Origin of the sequence: Xanthomonas sp. D-109 (assembly GCF_017746095.1) — a bacterium.
GTDB lineage: Bacteria > Pseudomonadota > Gammaproteobacteria > Xanthomonadales > Xanthomonadaceae > Xanthomonas_A > Xanthomonas_A sacchari.
Genome location: NZ_JAGHWV010000008.1, coordinates 61,216 through 83,084 on the forward strand (window position 1 = coordinate 61,216; position 21,869 = coordinate 83,084).

Here is a 21,869-nt window from a genome sequence, read left to right on the forward strand (position 1 = left end):
TCTGCGCCATGACCGAAACCCGCACACCGCCCTTGCCGCGCATTCTCGTCGTCGACGACCAGGCCGACGTGCGCGAGGCCTTGCGCATGCTGCTCAAGAGCGCCGGCTACGGCATGGTTGGCGCCGAGTCGCCGGAACTGGCGCTGGCCTGCCTGCGCGGCGACGCGTTCGCCGCGGTGCTGGTGGACATGAACTACGCCCGCGACACCACCTCCGGCGCCGAAGGCCTGGCGCTGATCGCGCAGATCGCCGCGCAATGGCCGGGGCTGCCGGTGATCGCGATGACCGCCTGGGCCAGCATCGAACTGGCGGTGGCGGCGATGCGCGAGGGTGCGGTGGATTTCATCGAGAAGCCCTGGCAGAACGCGCGCGTCCTGGCGGTGCTGGAGAGCCGCATCGCGCTGGACCGCAGCCGCCGTGCCGCGCAACGGCTCGGCGAGGCGCAGGCGCTGTTGCTGCAGGACGGCGCCGCCGGCTTCGTTGCCGAATCGGCACCGATGCAGCGCCTGGTCGAGGATCTGCTGCGCATCGCCGGCAGCGGCGCCAATGTGCTGCTGCTGGGCGAGAACGGCACCGGCAAGAGCCTGCTGGCGCAGCTGCTGCACCAGTGGTCGCCGCGCCGCACGCAGGCCTTCGTCAAGGTCAACATCGGCGGCCTGGCGCCGACCCTGTTCGAGGCCGAACTGTTCGGTCACGTGCGCGGCGCCTACACCGACGCGCGCCAGGACCGTGCCGGCCGTTTCGAACTGGCCGACGGCGGCACCCTGTTCCTGGACGAGATCGGCAACCTGCCGCTGCAGCAGCAGCCCAAGCTGCTGCGCGCGATCGAGGATGGCGAGTTCGAGCGACTCGGTTCCTCGCGCACGCAGCGGGTGGACGTGCGCATCGTCGCGGCGACCAATGCCGACCTGGAGGCTGACGTGGCGGCCGGCCGCTTCCGCCAGGATCTGCTGTACCGGCTCAACACCTTCCAGGTGCGCGTGCCGCCGCTGCGCGAGCGCGGCGCCGACATCCTGCCGCTGGCGCGGCATTACCTCGCCGCCGCCTGCACCCGCTACCGGCGGCCGCTGCCGACACTGGCGCGCGACGCCGAGCGCGCGCTGCTCGGTTACGCCTGGCCCGGCAACGTGCGCGAACTGGCCCATGCGATGGAGCGTGCGGCGCTGCTGGCCGACGGCAGCACCCTGGGTAGCGACGACCTGCGCCTGCAGCCGGCGACGAATGCCGCGCCGGCACTGTCGACGCAACTCACCCTGGAAGAAGCCGAGGCGCTGCTGCTGAAGCAGGCGCTGGCGCAGCACCAGGGCAATCTGCAGCGCACCGCCGACCAGCTCGGCATCACCCGGCAGAGCCTGTACCGGCGCCTGGGCAAGCATGGGCTGCGCAGCGATGACGCCGGCTGAGCGACAGCGCTTCCGGCCGCTGTGGCTGGTGGCGCCGGCTTCGCTGGCCTTGGTGCTGGTGCTTGCTGCCGGCGCGCCGCGGTGGCCCGAGGCGGTGCTGTTGCTACTGTGCGTGCTGCTGCTGACCGCGGCGCTGTGGCGCTGGCAGCAGCGCGACGCCGGGCAGCGTCTGCGCACCCTCGGCGGCCTGCTGGACGCGCTGCGCGAGGGCGACTACAGCGTGCGCGCGGCGCAGGACGCGCGCGATGCCGATGGCCTGCTGGCGCGCTTCAATGCCCTGGCGCAACGCCTGCAGGACGAACAGCGCGATTCGCACGAAAGCCTGCAACTGCTGAGCAAGACCCTGGCGGCGCTGGACGGGGCGGTGTTCGCCTTCGAGCAGGACCAGCGCCTGCGCCTGGTCAATCCGGCCGGCGAGCGCCTGCTCGGCGTCGCCGCCCAGCAGGCGATCGGGCAATCCGCGCAGGCGTTGGGACTTGCCGGCCTGTTCGACGTGCCGTCGGGCAGCATCCAGGCGCATGCGTTCGCCGGGCAGCTGGGTCGCTGGCAGATCGGCCACGCCGCCTTGCGCAGCCGCAGCCAGGCCGGGCGGCTGCTGCTGGTGCAGCCGATGGAGCGCGCGCTGCGCGAGGAGGAGGCACAGGCCTTCCGCCGCCTGCTGCGCGTGCTCAGTCACGAGATCAACAACTCGCTGACGCCGATCGCCTCGATCGCCGACACGCTCGCGCGGCTGCTGGCGGCCGCGCCGCAGGCGCTCGACGCCGAACTGCAGGCCGATCTGCACAACGGACTGGGCGTGATCGAACAGCGCAGCGCGGCGCTGCAGCGTTTCCTGGGCGGCTACGCGCGGCTGGCCAGGCTGCCCGCGCCGGTCCCGGCGCCGGTGGCGCTGGCGCCGCTGTGCGCGCGCGTGCAGCGGCTGCTGGACGATGCACGAGTGCACCTGGAGATCGACCCGGCGCTGCACGCGCGCGCCGACGCCGACCAGCTCGAGCAGGTGCTGATCAATCTGCTGCGCAACGCACTGGAAGCCGGCGGCAGCGCGCCGGTGACGCTGCGCGCCTGCGGCGACGGCGCCAGTGTGCGGATCGACGTGCGCGACGGCGGTGCCGGCCTGCCGCCCAGCGACAACCTGTTCGTGCCGTTCTTCACCACCAAGCCCGGCGGTTCGGGTATCGGCCTGGTGCTGTCGCGGCAGATCCTGGAAGCGCAGGGCGGCAGCCTGCGTCTGGAGGCCCGCACGGATGCGCCCGGCAGCGTGGCGACGCTGCGCCTGCCGCTGGCGTAGGGCAGGGTGGGGGTCTTCGGCGGGATCCACCACGTGCGCCACGTGATGGCATCGCGCGTCTCCGGGAGGCTCAATGCCGTCGTAGGAGCGGCTTCAGCCGCGACGGGCGTTCCCGATAACCCCCGTCGCGGCTGAAGCCGCTCCTGCAAAACACCAGCGCGTCCGATCGTGTCGCGGCAATCGCGAACTGTTGGCGGTGTTCCGGCCCGCATATCGCCGGTGACGCCGTACGCACCAGGGTGATCCCGCTCGCCGCGTCGCCGCCGCAACAGGCAAAATGGCCGCTTCCATCGGGAGCCCGCATGCCACTGGACGACACCGCCGCCCCGCACGCCGCGCGGCGCCCCCGGCGCTGGATGCGCCTGCTGCCGTGGCTGCGCTGGGGCACGGTGGCGCTGCTGTCGAGCCTGTTGTTGCTGGACCTGGCGTTCCCGCTGCCGCTGCCGAAGTCGCGCGACACCTCGACCCTGGTGGTGGCCGCCGACGGTACGCCGCTGCGTGCCTTTGCCGACAGCAACGGCGTCTGGCGTTATCCGGCCACGCCGGACAGCGTTTCGCCGCTGTACCTGCAGGCGCTGCTGAACTACGAGGACCGCTGGTTCTGGCAGCACCCCGGGGTCAATCCCTGGGCGCTGCTGCGTGCGGCCAAGCAGTGGCTGTTTTCGCGCCACATCGTCTCCGGTGGTTCCACCCTGACCATGCAGGTGGCGCGCATCCTGATGCCGCCAGAGGTCAGCACGCGCACGCCCTGGGGCAAGGCCCAGCAGGCGCTGCGTGCGCTGCAGTTGGAAGCGCATCTGAGCAAGCGGCAGATCCTGCAGCTGTACCTGGAACGCGCGCCCTACGGCGGCACCATCGAAGGCGTGGAGGCGGCGAGCTGGGCCTACCTGGGCAAGCCGGCCGCGCGCCTGTCGCAGGCCGAGGCGGCGTTGCTGGCGGTGCTGCCGCAGGCGCCGAGCCGGTTGCGTCCGGACCGGCATCCGGAGGCGGCGCGCGCGGCGCGCGACAAGGTGCTCGAACGCATGGTCGCGCTGCGCGTGTGGCCGCGCGCGCAGGTCGACGATGCGCGTATCGAACCGGTGGTGGCGCGTTCGCTGCAGACGCCGCTGCACGCCGCGCTGCTGGCCGAGCGGCTGCGCCAGCAGCACCCGCACGTCGCGCACATCGTCTCCACCCTCGACGCCGACCTGCAGCGCACCCTCGAAGACCGGATCAGCGCCTACTTCTCGCAGTTGCCTGAGCGCACCTCCGCGGCCTTGCTGGTGGTGGACAACCAAGACCTGCAGGCGCGCGCCTACATCGGCTCGGTGCAGTTCGGCGACCGCCGCCGGCTCGGCGACGTGGACATGGTGCAGGCCTGGCGCTCGCCCGGCTCCACGCTCAAGCCGTTCCTGTACGGCATGGCCCTGGACGACGGCCTGATCCATTCCGAAAGCCTGCTGGTCGACGCGCCGCAGAGTTTCGGCGACTACCGCCCGGGCAATTTCGACGAAGCCTTCAACGGCCCGATCGGCGCGGCCAGCGCGCTGCGCCTGTCGCTCAACGTGCCGGCGGTGGACCTGCTCGACCGGGTCGGGCCGGCGCGCTTCGCCGCGCGCCTGAGCAACGCCGGCATCGGCCTGCGGTTCCCACGCGGCAGCACGCCCAGCCTGGCGCTGATCCTCGGCGGCACCGGCGCCAAGCTGGAGGAACTGGTCGGCGCCTTCGCCGCGCTCAACCGCGACGGCATCGCCGGCCACGTGCGCTACAGCGCGACCGACCAGCGCATCGAACGGCGGCTGATGTCGCCCGGCGCGGCCTGGATCGTGCGCGAGATGCTCGAGGCCAATCCGCGTCCGGGCTACGGCATCGGCACCTTCGACGTCGGTTCGCGCCCGCGCGTGGCCTGGAAGACCGGCACCAGCTACGGCTACCGCGACGCCTGGGCGATCGGCAGCACCCGCCGCTACACCGTCGGCGTCTGGGTTGGTCGCCCCGACGGCACGCCGCTGCCTGGCCAGTACGGCGCGGTGACCGCGCTGCCGCTGATGTTCGAGACCATCGACAGCCTGCCGCGCCTGCGCGGCGACAACGCACCACAGCCGATGCCGGCGACGGTGCAGCAGGTGGACGTGTGCTGGCCGTTGGGCATCGCCGCCGAGCAGACCCCGCCGGCCTTGTGCCAACGGCGCTTCTCCGCCTATGCGCTGGACGGCGCGGTGCCGCCGACCTTCGCCGAGCGCGACGCGCGGCTGTGGAGCGCCGGCCGCGAGACCGTGCAGGTGGACGCGCACAGCGGCCTGCGCCTGTCGCCCGACTGCGCGCAACCGCACGAGGCGGTCACCCGCGACCTGGCGCGCTGGCCGGCGCTGCTGACACCGTGGCTGCATGCCAGCGAGCGCCAGGCCGGGCAATTGCCGGCGCTGTCACCGGACTGCCGCGACGACGGCCGCGGCCGCAGCGACGTATTGCGCATCGAAGGCCTCAACGACCGCGCCACCCTGGCACGCGCGCCGGGCAGCACCACGGTGCGTCTGCAGGTGCGCGCGCTGGGTACGAGCACGCCGGTGGACTGGCTGCTGGACGGCCGCTGGATCGCCCGCACCGAGGGCGCGCGCACCTTCCAGCGCGACTTCGCCGATGCCGGCGACCACACCCTGACCGCCCTGGCCAGCAACGGCGCGTGGACCCAGGTGCGGTTTCGGGTGTTGCGTTGAGCAGCGGAGGCGCGCGTTCGTAGAAGCCAACTGTCACGCAACGACGACGATGAGAGTAGGCGGACGATCCGGTCTCGGAAGCAGTCGGGACTGAAGTCCTTTCCACATCGCTCCCGAACACGAACAAGCGTGAGTCCGTGCGAGAGTCGCGGTCGCTTGGCTGTGGCTCGTTGCTGTTGCTGTTGCTCTTGCTCTTGCTTTTGACTTGCCGGGTTCCCTTCCGAAGCGGCGAACCAGGCGGGAAAAACCCGAAGGGCGGCGTACATGGATGTACGCCGTCCGCGGGAGGGGCAGGATGCCCCTTCCGCGGATCCCGTCTGGTTCGCGGACCCGGAGCGCGCAGCGCGGAGGGCGCGAAGGCAGGGCGCGCTTGACCAGCCTTCGGCTGTGGTAAAGCGCTTCTTTTGGTTACCTTTTCTTTGCGCGAGCAAAGAAAAGTAACTCGCCCGTCAGGGCGAAAGCCTTTGCAGTTGCTTCAACCATGTGTGTCAGACCAGAAGAACAGTAGGAGCGGCTTCAGCCGCGACAGGCGCCATCGAAACAGCCTGTCGCCGCGGCTGAAGCCGCTCCTACGAAAACGCTTGAATGCGGAGCCGGCTTATTTGCCGATCCAGCCTTCCAGCATGTCCGAGAACTCGTCGGCGTGCTCTTCTTCCTGGGCCAGGATGTCTTCCAGGATGCGCTTGGTGGTGGTGTCCTTGTCGCCGACGAAATTGATCATCTCGCGGTAGCTGTCGATGGCGATGCGCTCGGCGATCAGATTCTCCTTGACCATGTCGCGCAGATCCTCGCCTTCCTTGTACTCGGCGTGCGAGCGCGCGGTCAGCGTGTCCGGATTGAGGTCCGGTTCGCCGCCCAACTGCACGATGCGCTCGGCCAGCTTGTGCGCATGCGCCTGCTCCTGCTGCGCGTGCTCCAGGAACTCCGCCTTGACCGCATCGGCGAGCATGCCGGCGGCCATGAAGTAATGGCGGTAGTAGCGCAGCACGCACACGTACTCGGTGGCGAGCGCGTCGTTGAGCATCTTGATCACCGCCTCGCGGTCGGCGCTGTAGGTCTTGGTGATCGCGCCGTCCTCGATGCTCTGGCGGGCATTGGCGCGCAGCGTGGCGGTGTCGGTCAGGCCGGCGGTGTGCTGCAGCGGCTTGGCATCGGTCTTCGGGGAGGCTGGCTTGTTGGACATGGCTGGCCGTTTCCTGTGGTGGGTAAGGGGAAGGGGAATCAGTCGGGAAGATGCTGCAGTACGTAGTCGGCGGCGGAGACCTTGAACTCGCCCGGCGCCTCGACGAACAGCGCACGCACCACGCCGTCGTCGGCGTACAGCGCGAAGCGGCGCGCCCGTACGCCCATGCCGTAGCTGCTGGCATCCAGTTCCAGGCCCAGTGCCTTGGCGAAGTCGCCATTGCCGTCGGACAGCATCTGCAGGCCGTCCGGCACCAACTGGCTCTTGCCCCAGGCCTGCATCACGAACGGGTCGTTGACCGCCATGCAGTACACCTCGATGCCGCGCTTGCGGAATTCCTCGAAGTGCTCCACGTAGCCGGGCAGGTGCTTCTCCGAACAGGTCGGGGTGAAGGCGCCGGGTACCGCGAACAACAGCACGCGGCGGCCATCGAACAGGGTGCGCGTGTCCACGGCTTCGACGCCGTCGCGGATGCGCTGCAGCACCACTTCGGGAATGCGTTCGCCGGTCTGGATGGGCATGTCGGGCTCCTTGGATGAACCGAGTCTAGAAACGGAAATGGGAAGGTGGCGTCAACGCCTTGAAAAGCGCCGCGGCAGGCCTATCTGACCGGCATGGACGGCGGGCCGGTCCCGCCGCCGCGAACCGTCCCCTTCGGGGTGTACCTCATTCACGTTTCAGGAGACCACGATGAGCATCGTCCGTTATCGCCAGTGGCCGGCCCAGGCCGCATTCCAGAACGAGATCAAGCAGGTGTTCGATCGCTTCTTCGACCCCAATGGCGGCACCGACGAATCGGCCGTCGTCACCGCGCAGTGGGTGCCGCGCGTGGACATCAAGGAGGAGCCGGAGCGTTTCGTGCTGTACGCCGACCTGCCGGGCATCGACCCGTCGGAGATCGAGGTGTCGATGGACAAGGGCATCCTCTCGATCAAGGGCGAGCGCAAGAGCGAATCGGCCGCCGACACCGAGCGCTTCTCGCGCATCGAGCGCCGCTACGGCAGCTTCCACCGCCGCTTCGCGCTGCCCGACAGCGCCGATCCGGACGGCATTTCCGCCACCGGCTACCATGGCGTGCTGGAAGTGCGCATCCCCAAGCGTCCGGCGAGCACGCCGCGTCGCATCCAGGTCGATACCGGGGCCACGATCGTGCAGTAAGCGCCCGCTCGCAGCGGCGTCGCCCTCGCGACGCCGCGCCCTCGCCGCCGGCCGTAGAATGGCCGGGCGATGGCGCGATGCATGCAACCGGCCCGTTGCCGCAAGGCGGCGGGCCGACTCTTTTTGAGGTGATGGATGGAATTCAAGGATTACTACGCGACCCTGGGCGTGGAACCCAGCGCCGGCGATGCCGAGATCAAGACCGCGTACCGGCGGCTGGCGCGCAAGTACCATCCCGACGTCAGCAAGGAGCCTGGGGCCGAAGAGAAGTTCAAGGCGATCAATGAAGCCTACGAGGCCTTGCGCGACCCGCCCAAGCGCGCCGCCTACGATCAGTTGCGCGCGCAGGGCTACCGGCCCGGCGAGGAGTTCCACGCGCCGCCCAATTACGGTGGCGCGCAGGGCTTCGACTTCGAGGAAGTGTTCGGCAACGGCGGCGCCGGCGGCGGCTTCAGCGATTTCTTCGAGAGCCTGTTCGCCCGCCAGCAGCGCGCCCGGCAGGGTGGCGCCGGCCCCGGGCCGGGACCCGGCGCGCCGCGTGGCGATACCCGCGCCAAGCTGGCGGTGCCGTTGGAGGCGGTGTATGCCGGCGACAGCGTGCGCATCACCATCAACGGCAAGCAACTGGATGTGCGCGTGCCCAAGGGTGTACGCCCCGGCCAGGTGATCCGGCTGGGCGGGCAGGGCAACGGCGGCGGCAACCTGCTGCTGGAGATCGAGTACGCCGCGCATCCGCAGTTCGAGGTGGACGGCCGCAACATCCTCTACACCCTGCAGGTGACGCCGTGGCAGGCGGCGCTGGGCACCAGCATCAGCGTGCCGACCCTGGGCGGGGCGGTGGAACTGAAGATCCCGCCCGAGTCCGACGCCGGCCGCAAGCTGCGCCTGCGCGGCCGCGGCCTGCCGGGCACCCCGCCGGGCGACCAGATCGTCGAACTGGAAGTGCTGGCGCCGGCGCCGGAAACCGAAGCGCAGCGCAAGGCGTATCGCGGGTTGGCCAAGGCGTTTGGCGAAGCCGTTTGAGGTGAGGCGGGATTGGGGAGTCAGGAGCGGGGATTCGCAAGAGCGGTGTCCCCGGCGCTGCAGCGTCGTAGGAGCGGCTTCAGCCGCGACAGGCATTATCGGTAACGCCTGTCGCGGCTGAAGCCGCTCCTGCAAGGGGCGCCGAGTGCAATGCGGCCTTGCGCCGCGCACTCAAACGCCGCCCGTAAACCCGCCCTTACGAATCCCCACTCCCCAATCCCGATTCCCGGCTTCTAGGGCGCATCCTCGCCACTGAACACGCGCTCGATCACCTCGTACAGCTCGTCCTCGGAGAACGGCTTGGTGATGTAGGCGCGGGCGCCCTGGCGCATGCCCCACATGCGGTCGGTGTCCTGGTCCTTGGTGGTGACCAGGATCACCGGGATGTTCTGCGTGGTCGGCTCGCGGCGCAGGGTGCGGGTGGCCTGGAAGCCGTTGAGGTTGGGCATCACCACGTCCATCAGCACCAGATCCGGCAAGGCCGCCTTGGCCGCTTCCACGCCGGCGGCGCCGTCGGTGGCGGTGATCGTTTCGTGCCCCAGTTTTTCCACGATGCGCTGGATGCCCAGCAACTGCGACGGCGAATCGTCGACGATCAGAATGCGTGCCATGTAGTTCCCCCTAGGAGGCTCCGAGTGTAGAGGCAGCGGCGCGAAGGCGGAAAGCGTTGCGTGTCACAAAGCGTCGGCGTGGCTACGCGCTTGGATCCAGCCGCACCACGGTGCGCCCGAACGACTGCCCGGCCAGCATCGTGGCGAACACCTCCGGCAGGCCGGCCAGGTCCACTTCGCGGGTGCAGATCGTCTCCAGGTGGCGCGGCTTCCAGTCGCTGCCCAGGTGCTGCCAGATGCGGTCGCGCAGGTCGCGGGCGGTGCCGGCCGAGCCGATGCCCAGCAGCGACACCCCGCGCAGGATGAAGGGCATTACCGTCATGTCCAGCTCCGCGGTCGCGGCCAGGCCGGCGCTGGCGACGTTGCCGTACGGCGCCGTCTGCGCCAGCAGGCTGGTCAGCATCGCCCCGCCCACGTTGTCCAGGCCGCCGCCGAAACGCACCGACTCCAGCGGCCGCGTGGTCTGCAGGGCCTCGCGACCCAGCACCTGGCTGGCACCCCAGGCCTGGAGCTGGGTGGCGCGCTCGGCCTTGCCGCTGACCGCATGCACCTCGAAGCCGGCGCGGCTGAAGATGTCGACCGCCAGCGAGCCGACCCCGCCGGTGGCGCCGGTCACGCACAGCGGGCCGTGCGCCGGGGTCTGGCGGTTGTCGAGCAGGCGCAGCAGCGTCAGCGCCGCGGTGAAGCCGGCGGTGCCCAGCACCATGCTCTCGCGCAGGCTCAGCCCGGCCGGCAGCGGCACCACCCACCTGGACTCCAGGCGCACGTATTCGCTGTAGCCGCCGTCGCGGGTCTCGCTGAGGCCGCAGCCGGTGACCAGCACCGCATCGCCTTCCTTGAACGCCGGGTCGGTGGAGGCGACCACGTGCCCGGCCACGTCGATGCCGCCGACCAGCGGGAAGCGGCGCAGGATCTTGCCCTGGCCGGTGCCGGCCAGCGCGTCCTTGAAGTTCACCGACGACCAGGCCGCCCGGATCACCACCTCGCCCTCGCTGAGCTGGTCCAGCGACAGCGGGACGAGGCCGGCGTGGTAGCCGCTGGCGTCCTGGCGGATGCGGAAGGCGGAGAACTGGGCGGGAACGGACATGGAATACCTTGGTCGGCACGCAGGAATGCACCAAGATACCCTTTCGAAACGGCGGGTCTGCCCCATCTTGTAGAATCGGCGACTCATTTCCGGTGACCGGCGCGTGACCGACGCGGCGCCACCTTCCTTCTTGGAGCATGCATGGCCTGGAACACACCTGGCGGCAAGGGCGGAGACGGCCCGGACAATCACGGGCGCGGTCCCTGGCCTCCGCGTGGCGGCAATGGGGGAGGCAAGTGGGGTGGGTTGCCCGGTCCGTTGAAGGACCTGTTCGGCGACGGCGGCGGCATCGGCCGCTGGATCCTGGGCGCGGTGGTGCTGGTGCTGCTGTTCAGCAGCTTCCAGTTGATCGGCGAGCAGCAGCGCGGCGTGGTGCTGCGCTTCGGCCAGTTCTCGCGGATCCTGCAGCCCGGCCCGAACTTCAAGCTGCCGTGGCCGATCGAGACCGTGCGCAAGGTCGACGCCACCCGCATCAAGACCTTCGACAGCCAGCTACCGGTGCTGACCGGCGACGAGAACATCGTCAACGTCTCGCTCAACGTGCAGTACCGGGTCGAGGATCCGCGCACCTACGTGTTCGGTGCGCGCAATGCCGACCTGGTGCTGGAGCAGGCCGCGCAGAGCGCGGTGCGCGAGCAGATCGGCCGTTCGAACCTCAATGCGGTGCTCAACAACCGCGGGCCGATGGCCGTGGCCGCGCGCGAGCGCCTGCAGGCGGCGCTGAAGGCCTATCACACCGGCCTGATCGTGACCGGCCTGACCCTGCCCGACGCGCGTCCGCCGGAGGAAGTGAAGTCGGCCTTCGACGAGGTCAACGGCGCCCAGCAGGTGAAGGCGCGGCTGATCGACGAAGCCCAGGCCTACGCGGCCAAGGTGGTGCCGGAGGCGCGTGGTCAGGCGGCGCGCACCCGTACCGTGGCCGAAGGCTACAAGGAAGCGGCGATCGCCCGCGCGCAGGGCGACGCCGAGCGCTTCACCCTGCTGCAGCAGCAGTACCAGAACGCGCCGGACGTCACCCGCAAGCGGCTGTGGCTGGAGACCGTGCAGCAGGTGCTGGCGGAGAACCGCAAGGTCATCGGCGGCGACGGCCGCCAGTTGATCTACGTGCCGATGCCGGCCGACAGCAAGGCGCCGGCGGCGGCGACCCCGCCGACGCCCACCACGTCGCTGCCGACGTTGCCGCAGGAGGTGTTGCTGCCAGCCTCGAACAGCACGTCGGCCGAAAGTGTCCGTAACCCTGAGCGCACGCCGCGCCCGACCGGCCGTTAGGAGATCCAGCGATGAAATTGTCATTGTGGGCGGGCATTGCCGTCGTCGCGCTGTTCGCGCTGCTCAGTTCGGCGTTCGTGGTGCCCGAGGACAAGGCGGCGATGGTGCTGAACCTGGGTCGCGTGGTGCGTGCCGACCTCAAGCCGGGCCTGCACTTCAAGGTGCCGCTGGTCGAGTCGGTGCGCATGTTCGACCGCCGCTTCCAGGTGCTCGACACCAACCCCGCGCGCTACTTCACCGCCGAGCAGAAGGACGTCAGCGTCAGCTTCTTCGCCATCGGCTACATCTCCGACGTGCGCGCCTTCTTCCGCGCCACCCAGGGCGGCGACGAGAAGGTGGCCAACACGCTGCTGGCGCCGATCATCACCGACTCGCTGCGCAACCAGATCAACTCGCGCACCCTGCAGCAGCTGGTGTCCGGCGACCGCAGCGAGCTGATCGCCAAGCAACTGGTGGCGATCAACGCGGCGAGCAAGACCCTGGGCATGCAGATCGTCGACCTGCGCATCAAGCAGATCGACCTGCCGACCGACAGCCAGGTGATCACCGATGTGTACGAGCGCATGCGCGCGCAGCGCAAGCAGGAAGCGGCCAAGCTGCGCGCCGAAGGCGAGGAGCAGGCGCTGACCATCCGCGCCCAGGCCGACCGCGAGAGCACCGTGCTGGTCGCCGAGGCCGAGCGCGACGCGCAGAAGCTGCGCGGCGAAGGCGATGCCGAGGCCGCCAGCGTGTACGGCAAGGCCGGTTCCGCCGACCCGTCGTTCTACGCGTTCTACCGCAGCCTGGAGGCCTACCGCGGCGGCATGGCCGACGGCAACGGCGTGATCGTGCTCGACAAGAACGATCCGTTCCTGCAGTACCTCAAGAGCGATCGCTGAGGGGCGGGAGTGGGGGGGCGGGATCGGGGATTCGCTAGAGCGGGTTCCCTGCTCAGCCTCTTCTTTGCTCTTGCGATTGTTGCTTTTGCTTCGCTTTTGATGTGCCGGGCCCCCTACGTAGCGGCGAACAGGGCGGGAAAAACCCGAAGGGCGGCGCACATGGATGTGCGCCGTTCGCGGCAGGGGCAGGATGCCCCTTCCGCGAATCCCGTCCTGTTCGCGGACCCGTAGCGCGTAGCGCGAAGGGCGCGGAGTCGGGGTGTGCTTTCTTTTGGTTACTTTTCTTTGCACAAGCAAAGAAAAGTGACCCGCTTCAGCGGAAGCTGTTGCTCTTGCTCTGATACTGATGCATCCGTCTTGACGGCCACTCATCTCCGGAGACCGCCATGCACGATCTCATCGCCGCGGTCTGCCTGATGGTGATCCTCGAAGGCCTGCTGCTGTTCGCCGCGCCGGAGGCGTGGCGGCGCATGGTGCAGCAGATCTCGCGCATGCCGCCGCGGCAGTTGCGTGGGGCCGGCGCCATTGCCGTCGGCGTGGGCCTGCTGGCGCTGTGGTGGGTGCGCGGCTGAGCCAGGCGGGTTGCCGCCGCCGGGCCTGAACGCGGCCGGCCAGGGGGTGGTGACTGCCACCCAAAACCCGGATAATGCACAAAAGCCGGCCGGGCCCGCTCCACGCGAGCGTCTCGACCGGCTTTTTCCGTGTATGGGTCCGCCGCCGCTTGGACGCTCCCCGATGGAGCAACCGCATCGGCGCCGGTCGGTCCCCGCACGGCCACCACATCCGCGTGGCCCCGACGGTCGCGCAGCAAACCAGGAGTTACCCAGCCATGGGTCAGTCAGTTGTCGTGCTCGGCGCCCAGTGGGGCGATGAAGGCAAAGGCAAGATCGTCGATCTGCTCACCGAGGAAATCGGTGCCGTCGTGCGTTTCCAGGGCGGCCACAACGCCGGCCACACCCTCGTCATCAACGGCAAGAAGACCGTCCTGCACCTGATCCCGTCCGGCATCCTGCGCGCCGACGCGCTGTGCCTGATCGGCAACGGCGTGGTGATCTCCCCGGCCGCGTTGCGCAAGGAAATCGAAGAGCTGGAGACCTCCGGCGTGGAAGTGCGGTCGCGCCTGAAGATCTCACCGGCCGCGCCGCTGATCATGCCGTACCACATTGCCCTGGATCAGGCTCGCGAGAAGGCCGCCGGCGGCAAGGCCATCGGCACCACCGGCCGCGGCATCGGCCCGGCCTACGAAGACAAGGTGGCGCGCCGCGGCATCCGCGTTGCCGACCTGCATTACCCGCCGCAGCTGGAAGAGCTGCTGCGTACCGCGCTGGACTACCACAACTTCGTGCTGACCAAGTACCTGGGCGTGGAAGCGGTCGACTTCCAGAAGACCTTCGACGAAGCGCTGGCCTTCGGCGAGTACGTGCAGCCGATGAAGTCCGACGTCGCCGGCATCCTCCACGACCTGCGCAAGCAGGGCAAGCGCGTGCTGTTCGAAGGCGCGCAGGGCGCGCTGCTGGACATCGACCACGGCACCTATCCCTACGTCACCAGCTCCAACACCACCGTCGGCGGCGCGCTGGCCGGCACCGGCGTGGGCGCGCAGGACATCGACTACGTGCTGGGCATCGCCAAGGCCTACGCCACCCGCGTCGGCGGCGGCCCGTTCCCGACCGAACTGGACGACGAGATCGGCCAGGGCATCCGCGACCGCGGTGCCGAGTACGGTGCCTCCACCGGCCGTCCGCGCCGCTGCGGCTGGATGGACATCGTCGCGCTCAAGCGCGCGGTGGCCATCAATGGCATCTCCGGCCTGTGCATCACCAAGCTCGACGTGCTCGACGGCATGGAGAAGCTGAAGGTGTGCATCGCCTACGAATACCGCGGCAAGCGCACCGAATACGCGCCGCTGGACGCGCAGGGCTGGGAAGAGTGCACCCCGGTGTACCTGGAGTTCCCGGGCTGGAGCGAGAACACCCACGGCATCACCGTGTGGGACGAACTGCCGCCCGCCGCCCGTGCCTACCTGCGCGCGCTGGAGGAACTGGCCGGCTGCCCGATCTCGATCGTCTCCACCGGCCCGGACCGCGAGCACACCATGGTGCTGCAGGATCCGTTCGCCTGATCCTGGCGCGCGCTGCGGCGTTCAGCGAAAGCCCCGCCTTGGCGGGGCTTTTTTGCGAGAGGATGGTGGGCCAGCAGCCACTCGCGCGATTCGCCTGCGACGGCGCGTTGCGCGCACCCGACTCCAAGGAAGATCGCCGATGTTCAATGGCCTGTTCGACACGCTGTTCAACCGCAAACCGCCGGGCCCGGATGCCTTCGCCCGCTTGTTTCTGGAGGCGCTGCAGGCGCGCGGCTATGCCGAACCCCTCACGTACCAGCCGGACGCGTTCCGCCTGGTCGGCCAGAACGGCCGCACCATCCACCTGCACAACGCTTACCACTCCTACACCCAGGCCGACCGGCGCAGGCGCGACGAGGCGCTGCACAGCTATGTCGCCGCCTTTCTCAACGAGCAGGAGGAAAGCCGCCAGCAACGCAGCTTCGAGGAACTGCGCGCCACGCTGATGCCGGTGATCCGCAACCGTGGCATGTTCGAGGACCTGCGCCTGGAGCAGCAGTGCGAGAAGGGCATGGACGTGCCGTTTCCCTATGCCTGCCGCGACATCGCCGAGGATTGCGTCGAGTTGCTGGCGCTGGACCTGCCCGATTCGACCTCCACCCTGATCGCCGGGCCGCGGCCGGAGTGGGGCATCACCCTGGACGAGGGGTTGGCCATCGCCCGCGACAATCTGCGCGACGCCACCGAGGACCGCTTCGCGGAAGTCGCGCCCGGCGTGTTCCGCGGCGGCTGGTACGACGCCTACGACACCAGCCGCGCCTTGCTGCCGGATGTGCTGCATCGCGCGCCGGTGGCGGGGCGCCCGGTGTTCATGCTGCCCACGCGCGATTGCCTGCTGGTGGTCGGCGAGCGCGACAACGTGGCCATGGCCCTCATGCTGGAACTGAGTCTGCAAGCGGCCGAGCACGGCCGCTGCATCTCCTGGCTGGCCTTCACCTATGACGACGCGCGCCGCATGGTGCCGTTCGTCCTGACGGCACCCGAGCACCGGCAGCGCCAGGCCGACCTGCGGCGGATGCTGGATACGCCGGCCTACGCCGGCCAGAAGGCGCTGCTCGACAAGCTGCACGAGGCCAACAACGTGGATGTGTTCGTGGCCTCGTTCAACGTCTACCAGGACCGCCACGACAGCACGCGGCAGGTGTCGGTCGGCACCTGGACCGAGGGCGTGGACACCTTGCTGCCCAGGACCGACCACATCGCCTTCGTCGTGCCGCGCGACGACGGCGAAGCCGACGTGACCGTCGCGGATTGGGAGCCAGCGTTCGCCCTGCTCGGCGACCTGATGGAGCGCCAACCGAATCTGTATCCGCCGCGCTACCGTGTGCGCGCTTTCCCCAGCGCCGAGCAATTGCGGCAATTGCCGCCGGTGTGAATCCCGGCGTGCGGTGTGGTGCCGTGGCAAAGAGCGCAAATGGGCAGGATCGCCTCGTATCGCAAAGCCACACGTCTCGCGCATGAGTGCCCTCGGGTGGTGCGTCATGTGCGCTACGTGGCTTCCCGCATGAGATGGGGCTCAAGAATCCGGCCGCGCAGCCGATAGCAGCGCACGGATCGGCGTCGCTGCACATCGGCAGCGACACGCGGGGAACCAGATTGCGACGGCAACTGCCGCGCCCAGGGCTCCGGCGTGTGCCGCGGCATCTTGGGGAGAACGCAGTGCGCAGTCGCTTGGTTTGGCAGTCGCTCGGGGCGCTGCTGTGGTGGGGTGTGCTCGTGCCGTGCGCGGCGGCACAGACGGCAGGATCGCCCGCGTGTGCGCCGGCGCAGGCGTTGCCGGCCTGCGTAGCGGCCGTGCGTGCCGACGACCCGGCGGCCGCGTTGCGCATGGGAATGCCGGCGTGGGACGCCGCCGCCGACAAGCAGGGCCTGGTGCCCCTCGGGCTGGAACTGGTGGATGCGGCATCCGCTGCCGGCAAGCCGGAGACCGTGGTCGCCCTCGGCTCGGCCCTGCTCACCCAGCCGTTGTCGCCGCTGCAGCGGCTTCGTTTGTTCAAGCAACTCAACGGCGCCATCTGGCAGCCGCGCGATGCCGCCCGCATCGCCGAACTCGAAGCCGACCTGCAGCGGTTGGAGAGGGAGCTGCCGGACGACCCGCATATCGCCGAACTGTGGCGGCAACTGGCCGCGTCCTACTACCGGATGGGTGCACAGGACGACGCCCTGCGGGTCGCGCGCATCGCCTTGTCGAAGGTGCGCAAGCATCCCGACCTGGTGGAATACAACGCCAACCAGATCATCTTCATCGTGTCCTCGCAGCAGGGGCGCATGCCTGACGCGATCGCCGCCCTGCTTGAGGTCGAGCGGTTGGGCAAGGCGCTGGGCAAGCCGGACGACGCCGCCATGCTGCACAACGCCACCGCTGTGTTCATTTACGCACACGAATGGGAGAAGGCGATCGCCTACGGCCAGCGTGCGCTGGCCGCCTACGACGCCAAGCCGCGCAAGGGACTGCCGCGCGCAGCCGTGCTCGGCAATCTGGGTGCGGCCTACGAAGGCGCCAACGAACTGCAGCGCGCCGAGGCCATCTATCGGCAGGCGCTGGCGTCGGCGCGCGCTGACGGCAATGCCTCACTGATCGGTCCGCTCAACAATCTCGCCAACGTGCTGTCCAGCCAGCATCGCCCACAGGAGGCCTTGCCCTTGCTGCGCGAAGCGGCCGCACTGCTGGAGAACGCGGAGCACACTGGTGATCATGGCGACAACGGCGAAGGCGCCATCGTCTATTCCACCCTCGGTGCCGCCCTGGCCGATCTCGGCCAACGCGAAGCCGCCGCCGACGCGTTTGCGCGTTCGCGGCAATTGTTCGCGCAGTCTGACAACGTGACGCGGCGCTTGGAACTGTATCCGCGCATGATCGATAACCTCGACGCGCTCGGCCGCGACCGCGAGGCGCTGGTGCTGATGCGCGAATACAAGGCGGTCAACGACGAAGCAGTGAACGTCGAATCCAAGACCCGCATCGCCGAGCTCGAATCGGCGGTGGACCTGGCGCGCAAGAAGAGCGAACTGGCCGCACTCGGCCGCGCCCGCGCCGCCGAACAGGCCGCCTACGCGCAACTGCAGGCGCGCGAACAGCGCCAGCGCAGCGTGCTGTACGGTCTGCTCGCCGCACTGCTGGCGCTGGCCGGCTTCTTCCTGCTCAAGGTGCGCGAAGGCCGCGTGCGCCGGCGCATCAACGCCGAACTGGCGCGCAAGAATGACGAGATCCAGACCCAGCACCGCGAACTGGAACAGCTCACCGCCACCATTCGCCGCCAGAGCGAAGAGGATGCCCTCACTGGCCTGCGCAACCGCCGCTACGTCACCGCCTGGCTGCAGGCGCGCGAGGCCGCCGCGACGCCCGAGAACACGCAGGAACCGCTGCTGATCGCGCTGCTGGACATCGACCACTTCAAACGCGTCAACGACCTGCACGGCCACGAAGGCGGCGACCACGCCCTGATGCACCTCGGCGACCTGCTGCGCGACTGCGCGCGCAGCTCGGACATCATCGCCCGCTGGGGCGGCGAAGAGTTCCTGTGGATCTGCCCCGGCGGCACCCTGGCCGACGCCCCGCGCCTGTTCCGCCGCCTGCGCGAACGCCTGCAGGCCGACCCGCTGGTGCGCCCGAGCGGACGCATCGCCCTCACCGTGTCGATGGGCGTGAGCCTGTTCCCCGCCCACCCCGGCGGCGATTGGCCGCTGAGCCTGCGCATCGCCGACGCGGCCCTGTACCGCGCCAAGCACGCCGGCCGCGATCGTTGGGTGGGGCTGACGCTGGAAGGTGTGGCGGCTGATCTCGGCGCCGATGTGTCGCTGGAGGCGCTGGAGGCAGACGGGCGGTTGCTGCAGAGCGGGGGTGGGGGCGATGGGGTGGTGTTTGTGGTGGGGCAGGGGGTGGCGTGAGTTCCCGCTTGGGAGGGCTGAAAGGTCAAAGCGGATCAACTGATGAAAACCCAAAAAGGGTAAATAAATACCCATAATGGGAAGAAAATTGCCCATTTGGATAGTAAGCTGCACCCATGGTCAACAACCTGCTCAATTCCGCAGGCGTGGACGAGGCGCCGCGCTCATCACGCGCGCTGACGTCGGGTCTGGCAGATGCCTTGTTCACTCGCACCCAGCAACGCGTGTTGGCCTTGTTGTACGGTCAGCCCCAGCGCAGCTTCGGTGTCGGTGAACTGATCGCCGCTGCCAGCGGCGGCTCCGGCGCCGTGCAACGCGAACTGGCCAAGCTGGCCGACGCCGGCTTGCTGACGGTACAGCGCATCGGCAACCAGAAGCGCTACCAGGCCAATCCGCACTCGCCCATCCACGACGAGCTGCTCGGCATCGTGCAGAAGACCATCGGCCTGGCCGGCCCGTTCGGCGAGGCCCTGTAGCCCATCGCCGACGACATCGTGGCCGCCTTCGTCTACGGCTCGGTCACCAAGCGCAGCGATATCGCGCGCAGCGACATCGACCTGATGGTGATCTCCCATACGCTGGGCTATGCCGATGCGCGCGCTGGATGGCATGCAGGCGCGGCTGGGCCGCTCGGTCGAACCTATGCTGTACAACATGCGTGCCGCTTATGTGGGCTGGTCATGCAAAGGCCTTTGGCCAGCCAAACTTTTTAGATCAGACCCGCTTGCTCAAGTCTGCGTATAAGCAGGGATGCGAAGGCGAGATGATCTAAGCAGACATCTACGTCATCTGTAGCATCGAACTCATGCCCGCGAGGGTTTCTAATAGCCATTACGCCGCCAGAGAAAAGAAATCTATATCCTTCCTGCTCGTCAACTTCGCTGGGTGTAGTGAGTGTCGTCAATTGGATGGCAGGCTTGTCCTTGTTGAATGCAGCCATCATCAGCTTTACGCCGGATTCTTTACTCTTGGCGTGTTTTTGAACCGTCTTATCTACGAACTTGAAAGCTTCAAAGGTCGCTTCAGCATAGTACCCATCATCAAACAGACTGCGAACTTTAGCCGGTAACCTAGGATGAATGTTTCTCCTGTCGAATGCATGCAGAGAAGCTTCGCTCTCTTCGTTTGGTTCTACGAAGGCGCTGGCTCGGCGGGCAACAGCTTCAAAGGCATTAAGACGACTTTGCATTCAGTAGGTTCTCGCGAATGCTTTTGAAAATTCGGTCGTAGGTCGCTTGGTCCCCAGTAACGGGCAAGTTGATCTCAATACGAACAGTCAATCCGACGTCAGTACCGCCTCCGGCGCCTGTGATTGTGGCTGATGATGTGGCTGCATGTGGCTTGGGATCCTCCTTAGTCGTGGCCGGCTTGGAGGGCGAAATGGCCTTCTTCGTAGCTTTAGACTGCGATGCCTTCGCCGGTGTCATCTTCGTAGTTGCTGAATCAAGCTTCCCACTCAAAATCGCCAATGCCTGAAAGGTAGAAGCTTGGCGCTGGCCGACGATCGCGCTGGTGTGATCGCTGTTGCGGAAGAAGGAGATTAGTTTGTTCGCCGGCAAAGCCCATGCGCCGTCACCATGAAGATCGAATAGGTCACTGTAGGCCGTTTTTACCAACTTGCCAAAGCCATCTTGGAAATCTGAATCCTCATGTTGGTTGAATACCGAAGCGGCACTAGAAGTCTTGTTTCCATCTCCATCAAGGACGCCGACAAACCGAAGAATGTTCAACACGTAAGATTCGTTATTGGACGCGATTCCTAACTTTTTTAGTGTTTCCGCAGAGACCTGTCCTGGAAAGGACTTTCGGAAATGCGAAGTGACTTGCATTAGACCCGCAGTGCCGGACATATACGGGTGCTTGTCCCCCGGCTTGGGCTTGGATGTTGCGGCCATTACTCCCCCTAAGTGACGTTTGGCATATGTTATGAGGTCTCAGAGCTGTAAAGGCAAGAGAGAGCTATAGGATAGACGGCGCGCCAGTAGCTACCATTCGGCCTTGGCACCATCGGCAAGCAGAAAAATGGTCCAGCATTTTTTCCAAGTCATTGTTTTAATATTTATTTGATGGGATGAGCCATCAGTGTTTCCATCGGCGGATCTTTAGTTCGGTACATCTACGATTCGCCACTCTCAAGCCTCTCTTGCGGCATTAGAGTGGGAGCGTTCGCAGCAAGCGTACGCCTCAACTGTTTGTTCAGGCATCGCCCCATCGGCCGATCGATCTTGTCCTGTTGAGGCTAACTATAGCGCGGCTTCTGTGTCTGTGAACTGATTGTCGAAACCAAGGCCGGCTCGGTGCAATGCGAACTGATCAAGGTTGTCTTTCCAGCGTTTAATATTCCGGAATTAAAGTATAGAACTACTTTTAATTAATGCGCAAGCAGTTAACTTGGGGGCTTTTTAATCTGGAGCTACTGGGTATGGAATAAGGTCCGTTGGTTTTTTTTGAGTAGTTTAGAGACGCGCTCAAGATTGCTTTTCTTTGCAAACATCCAAACCCATTGGCCGCCTCTTGCTTTCATCCAACGTCCTCCCCATTCTTTTAGTTTATCTTTGTATTCAAGTGTATTTCCGGCAACAACAAAAGATTTTTCTGAGTAATCGTATATGGCTATCTCATCCTCGGTTTCTGTGATGTCCTGCTTCAAGTTTTTTTCTTCTCCTTGAGTGTTTTTAGATAATTCTTCTGATTTGGTGGCGCGCTTAAGCTCTGCCACATTGACTGTAGGTGCAACATTCATTCGCTCAACTATGGTTGTGAGCTGTTTGAATAGCATATTTTCAAGTGTCGATGGGGTGTTGTAGTCGAATACCAATCCCTTTTGTTGAATTTGTTTTTTGAATTCACGGAGTCGCTTGACTTGATCAATGTCGAAGTCGTTCGGTAGGTTGCGGGTTGAGAAATAGATCATGACTGGCTTTTTTTCTCTTACAAACCAGTTGATCTCTTCAATTGTGCCGGATTCTGCTTCGCCGGTAGGAGATCCTAGTCGCGTCCAAAATACGCCTGCCAGCATGTCGCATTCACGAACAAGCTGTTCGTTAATAACTGCTTGCGGTCGAGCATCAAGTGACGGGGCTGCATGTGTTTCCCACATCACCGGAAGCAGTACAATTCCTCTTGTTTTCGAGTTGTGCGAGTTCCAGTCATGAATCGTGGATGCTACCGCCGCTCTGTCTTCGGCTACATCCGAGGGTGATGCAATAAGTACGCGATAAACCGCAGCAGAGAACGACATGTCATTTCCTTATGCCTATTAG

Annotated in this window: 20 protein-coding genes; 13 read left to right on the forward strand and 7 right to left on the reverse strand. The window is 66.6% G+C overall.

Translation table 11 applies throughout. The features are described from left to right. Positions 1 to 8: 8 nt before the first annotated feature. The 3 genes from J7357_RS08420 to pbpC all read left to right on the forward strand — a co-directional run bounded on the left by J7357_RS08420 (position 9) and on the right by pbpC (position 5,387). Positions 9 to 1,403, forward strand: a complete 1,395-nt coding sequence (locus J7357_RS08420) for a sigma-54 dependent transcriptional regulator (protein ID WP_209245779.1) — start codon at positions 9 to 11, stop codon at positions 1,401 to 1,403. A 799-nt stretch (positions 1,404 to 2,202) separates the two neighbouring features. Then, positions 2,203 to 2,691, forward strand: coding sequence for an ATP-binding protein (locus J7357_RS08425; RefSeq protein ID WP_209245953.1), 489 nt, complete (start codon positions 2,203 to 2,205; stop codon positions 2,689 to 2,691). Between the two features lie 302 nt (positions 2,692 to 2,993). Then, on the forward strand, positions 2,994 to 5,387 hold the full coding sequence (gene pbpC, locus J7357_RS08430) for a penicillin-binding protein 1C (RefSeq protein ID WP_209245780.1): 2,394 nt from the start codon (positions 2,994 to 2,996) through the stop codon (positions 5,385 to 5,387). Positions 5,388 to 5,985: 598 nt separating this feature from the next. Here pbpC and J7357_RS08435 read toward each other — a convergent pair. Together J7357_RS08435 and J7357_RS08440 are read right to left on the reverse strand one after the other, a co-directional pair. After that, positions 5,986 to 6,570 (reverse strand): ferritin-like domain-containing protein, encoded by a 585-nt coding sequence (locus J7357_RS08435; RefSeq protein ID WP_019801047.1) that lies wholly within the window; start codon positions 6,568 to 6,570, stop codon positions 5,986 to 5,988. A gap of 38 nt (positions 6,571 to 6,608) precedes the next feature. Further along, positions 6,609 to 7,091 carry a peroxiredoxin gene (locus J7357_RS08440; protein ID WP_010341348.1) on the reverse strand — a complete coding sequence of 161 codons (483 nt, stop codon included), beginning with the start codon at positions 7,089 to 7,091 and terminating at the stop codon, positions 6,609 to 6,611. Between the two features lie 169 nt (positions 7,092 to 7,260). Here J7357_RS08440 and J7357_RS08445 point away from each other — a divergent pair, with 169 nt between their 5' ends. After that, the gene (locus J7357_RS08445; protein WP_010341349.1) at positions 7,261 to 7,728 is read left to right on the forward strand and encodes an Hsp20/alpha crystallin family protein; all 468 of its coding nucleotides are present in this window, start codon (positions 7,261 to 7,263) and stop codon (positions 7,726 to 7,728) included. Positions 7,729 to 7,863: 135 nt separating this feature from the next. Then, positions 7,864 to 8,751, forward strand: a complete 888-nt coding sequence (locus J7357_RS08450) for a DnaJ C-terminal domain-containing protein (RefSeq protein ID WP_209245781.1) — start codon at positions 7,864 to 7,866, stop codon at positions 8,749 to 8,751. Between the two features lie 233 nt (positions 8,752 to 8,984). On the opposite strand, the gene pilH is transcribed toward J7357_RS08450, so the two are convergent. Beyond that, positions 8,985 to 9,362 carry a twitching motility response regulator PilH gene (pilH, locus tag J7357_RS08455; RefSeq protein WP_010340114.1) on the reverse strand — a complete coding sequence of 126 codons (378 nt, stop codon included), beginning with the start codon at positions 9,360 to 9,362 and terminating at the stop codon, positions 8,985 to 8,987. An 82-nt stretch (positions 9,363 to 9,444) separates the two neighbouring features. After that, entirely contained in the window at positions 9,445 to 10,449 is a 1,005-nt protein-coding gene (locus tag J7357_RS08460; RefSeq protein WP_209245782.1) for an acryloyl-CoA reductase, read from the reverse strand. Between the two features lie 141 nt (positions 10,450 to 10,590). Here J7357_RS08460 and hflK point away from each other — a divergent pair, with 141 nt between their 5' ends. The 8 genes from hflK (at position 10,591) to J7357_RS21340 (ending at position 19,319) form a co-directional block, all read left to right on the forward strand. Further along, a complete protein-coding gene (gene hflK, locus J7357_RS08465) occupies positions 10,591 to 11,718 on the forward strand; it encodes an FtsH protease activity modulator HflK (protein ID WP_209245783.1) in 1,128 nt (375 codons plus the stop codon). Positions 11,719 to 11,729: 11 nt separating this feature from the next. Further along, positions 11,730 to 12,596 carry a protease modulator HflC gene (locus J7357_RS08470; protein ID WP_209245784.1) on the forward strand — a complete coding sequence of 289 codons (867 nt, stop codon included), beginning with the start codon at positions 11,730 to 11,732 and terminating at the stop codon, positions 12,594 to 12,596. Between the two features lie 386 nt (positions 12,597 to 12,982). Continuing rightward, positions 12,983 to 13,168, forward strand: a complete 186-nt coding sequence (locus tag J7357_RS08475; protein ID WP_209245785.1) for a DUF2065 domain-containing protein — start codon at positions 12,983 to 12,985, stop codon at positions 13,166 to 13,168. A 257-nt stretch (positions 13,169 to 13,425) separates the two neighbouring features. Further along, on the forward strand, positions 13,426 to 14,718 hold the full coding sequence (locus J7357_RS08480; protein WP_010340110.1) for an adenylosuccinate synthase: 1,293 nt from the start codon (positions 13,426 to 13,428) through the stop codon (positions 14,716 to 14,718). A gap of 139 nt (positions 14,719 to 14,857) precedes the next feature. Then, positions 14,858 to 16,093, forward strand: a complete 1,236-nt coding sequence (locus tag J7357_RS08485; RefSeq protein ID WP_209245786.1) for a hypothetical protein — start codon at positions 14,858 to 14,860, stop codon at positions 16,091 to 16,093. 419 nt (positions 16,094 to 16,512) lie between these two features. Then, positions 16,513 to 18,606: a GGDEF domain-containing protein gene (locus J7357_RS08490; protein ID WP_209245787.1), complete on the forward strand. Its 2,094-nt coding sequence runs from the start codon at positions 16,513 to 16,515 to the stop codon at positions 18,604 to 18,606. Between the two features lie 200 nt (positions 18,607 to 18,806). Further along, a complete protein-coding gene (locus J7357_RS21335) occupies positions 18,807 to 19,082 on the forward strand; it encodes a winged helix-turn-helix domain-containing protein (protein ID WP_244667375.1) in 276 nt (91 codons plus the stop codon). Positions 19,083 to 19,100: 18 nt separating this feature from the next. After that, complete coding sequence (locus J7357_RS21340) at positions 19,101 to 19,319, forward strand: nucleotidyltransferase domain-containing protein (protein WP_244667376.1); 219 nt, start codon at positions 19,101 to 19,103, stop codon at positions 19,317 to 19,319. Here J7357_RS21340 and J7357_RS08500 read toward each other — a convergent pair. From J7357_RS08500 to J7357_RS08510, 3 genes are all read right to left on the reverse strand, one after another. Further along, positions 19,316 to 19,795 carry a TIGR02391 family protein gene (locus tag J7357_RS08500; protein WP_209245788.1) on the reverse strand — a complete coding sequence of 160 codons (480 nt, stop codon included), beginning with the start codon at positions 19,793 to 19,795 and terminating at the stop codon, positions 19,316 to 19,318. The genes J7357_RS21340 and J7357_RS08500 overlap by 4 nt on opposite strands. After that, on the reverse strand, positions 19,779 to 20,501 hold the full coding sequence (locus J7357_RS08505; protein ID WP_209245789.1) for a DUF5343 domain-containing protein: 723 nt from the start codon (positions 20,499 to 20,501) through the stop codon (positions 19,779 to 19,781). Before J7357_RS08505 ends, J7357_RS08500 begins: the two co-directional genes overlap by 17 nt. A 518-nt stretch (positions 20,502 to 21,019) precedes the next feature. Further along, positions 21,020 to 21,847, reverse strand: a complete 828-nt coding sequence (locus J7357_RS08510; protein WP_209245790.1) for a hypothetical protein — start codon at positions 21,845 to 21,847, stop codon at positions 21,020 to 21,022. Between the last annotated feature and the right edge of the window lie 22 nt (positions 21,848 to 21,869).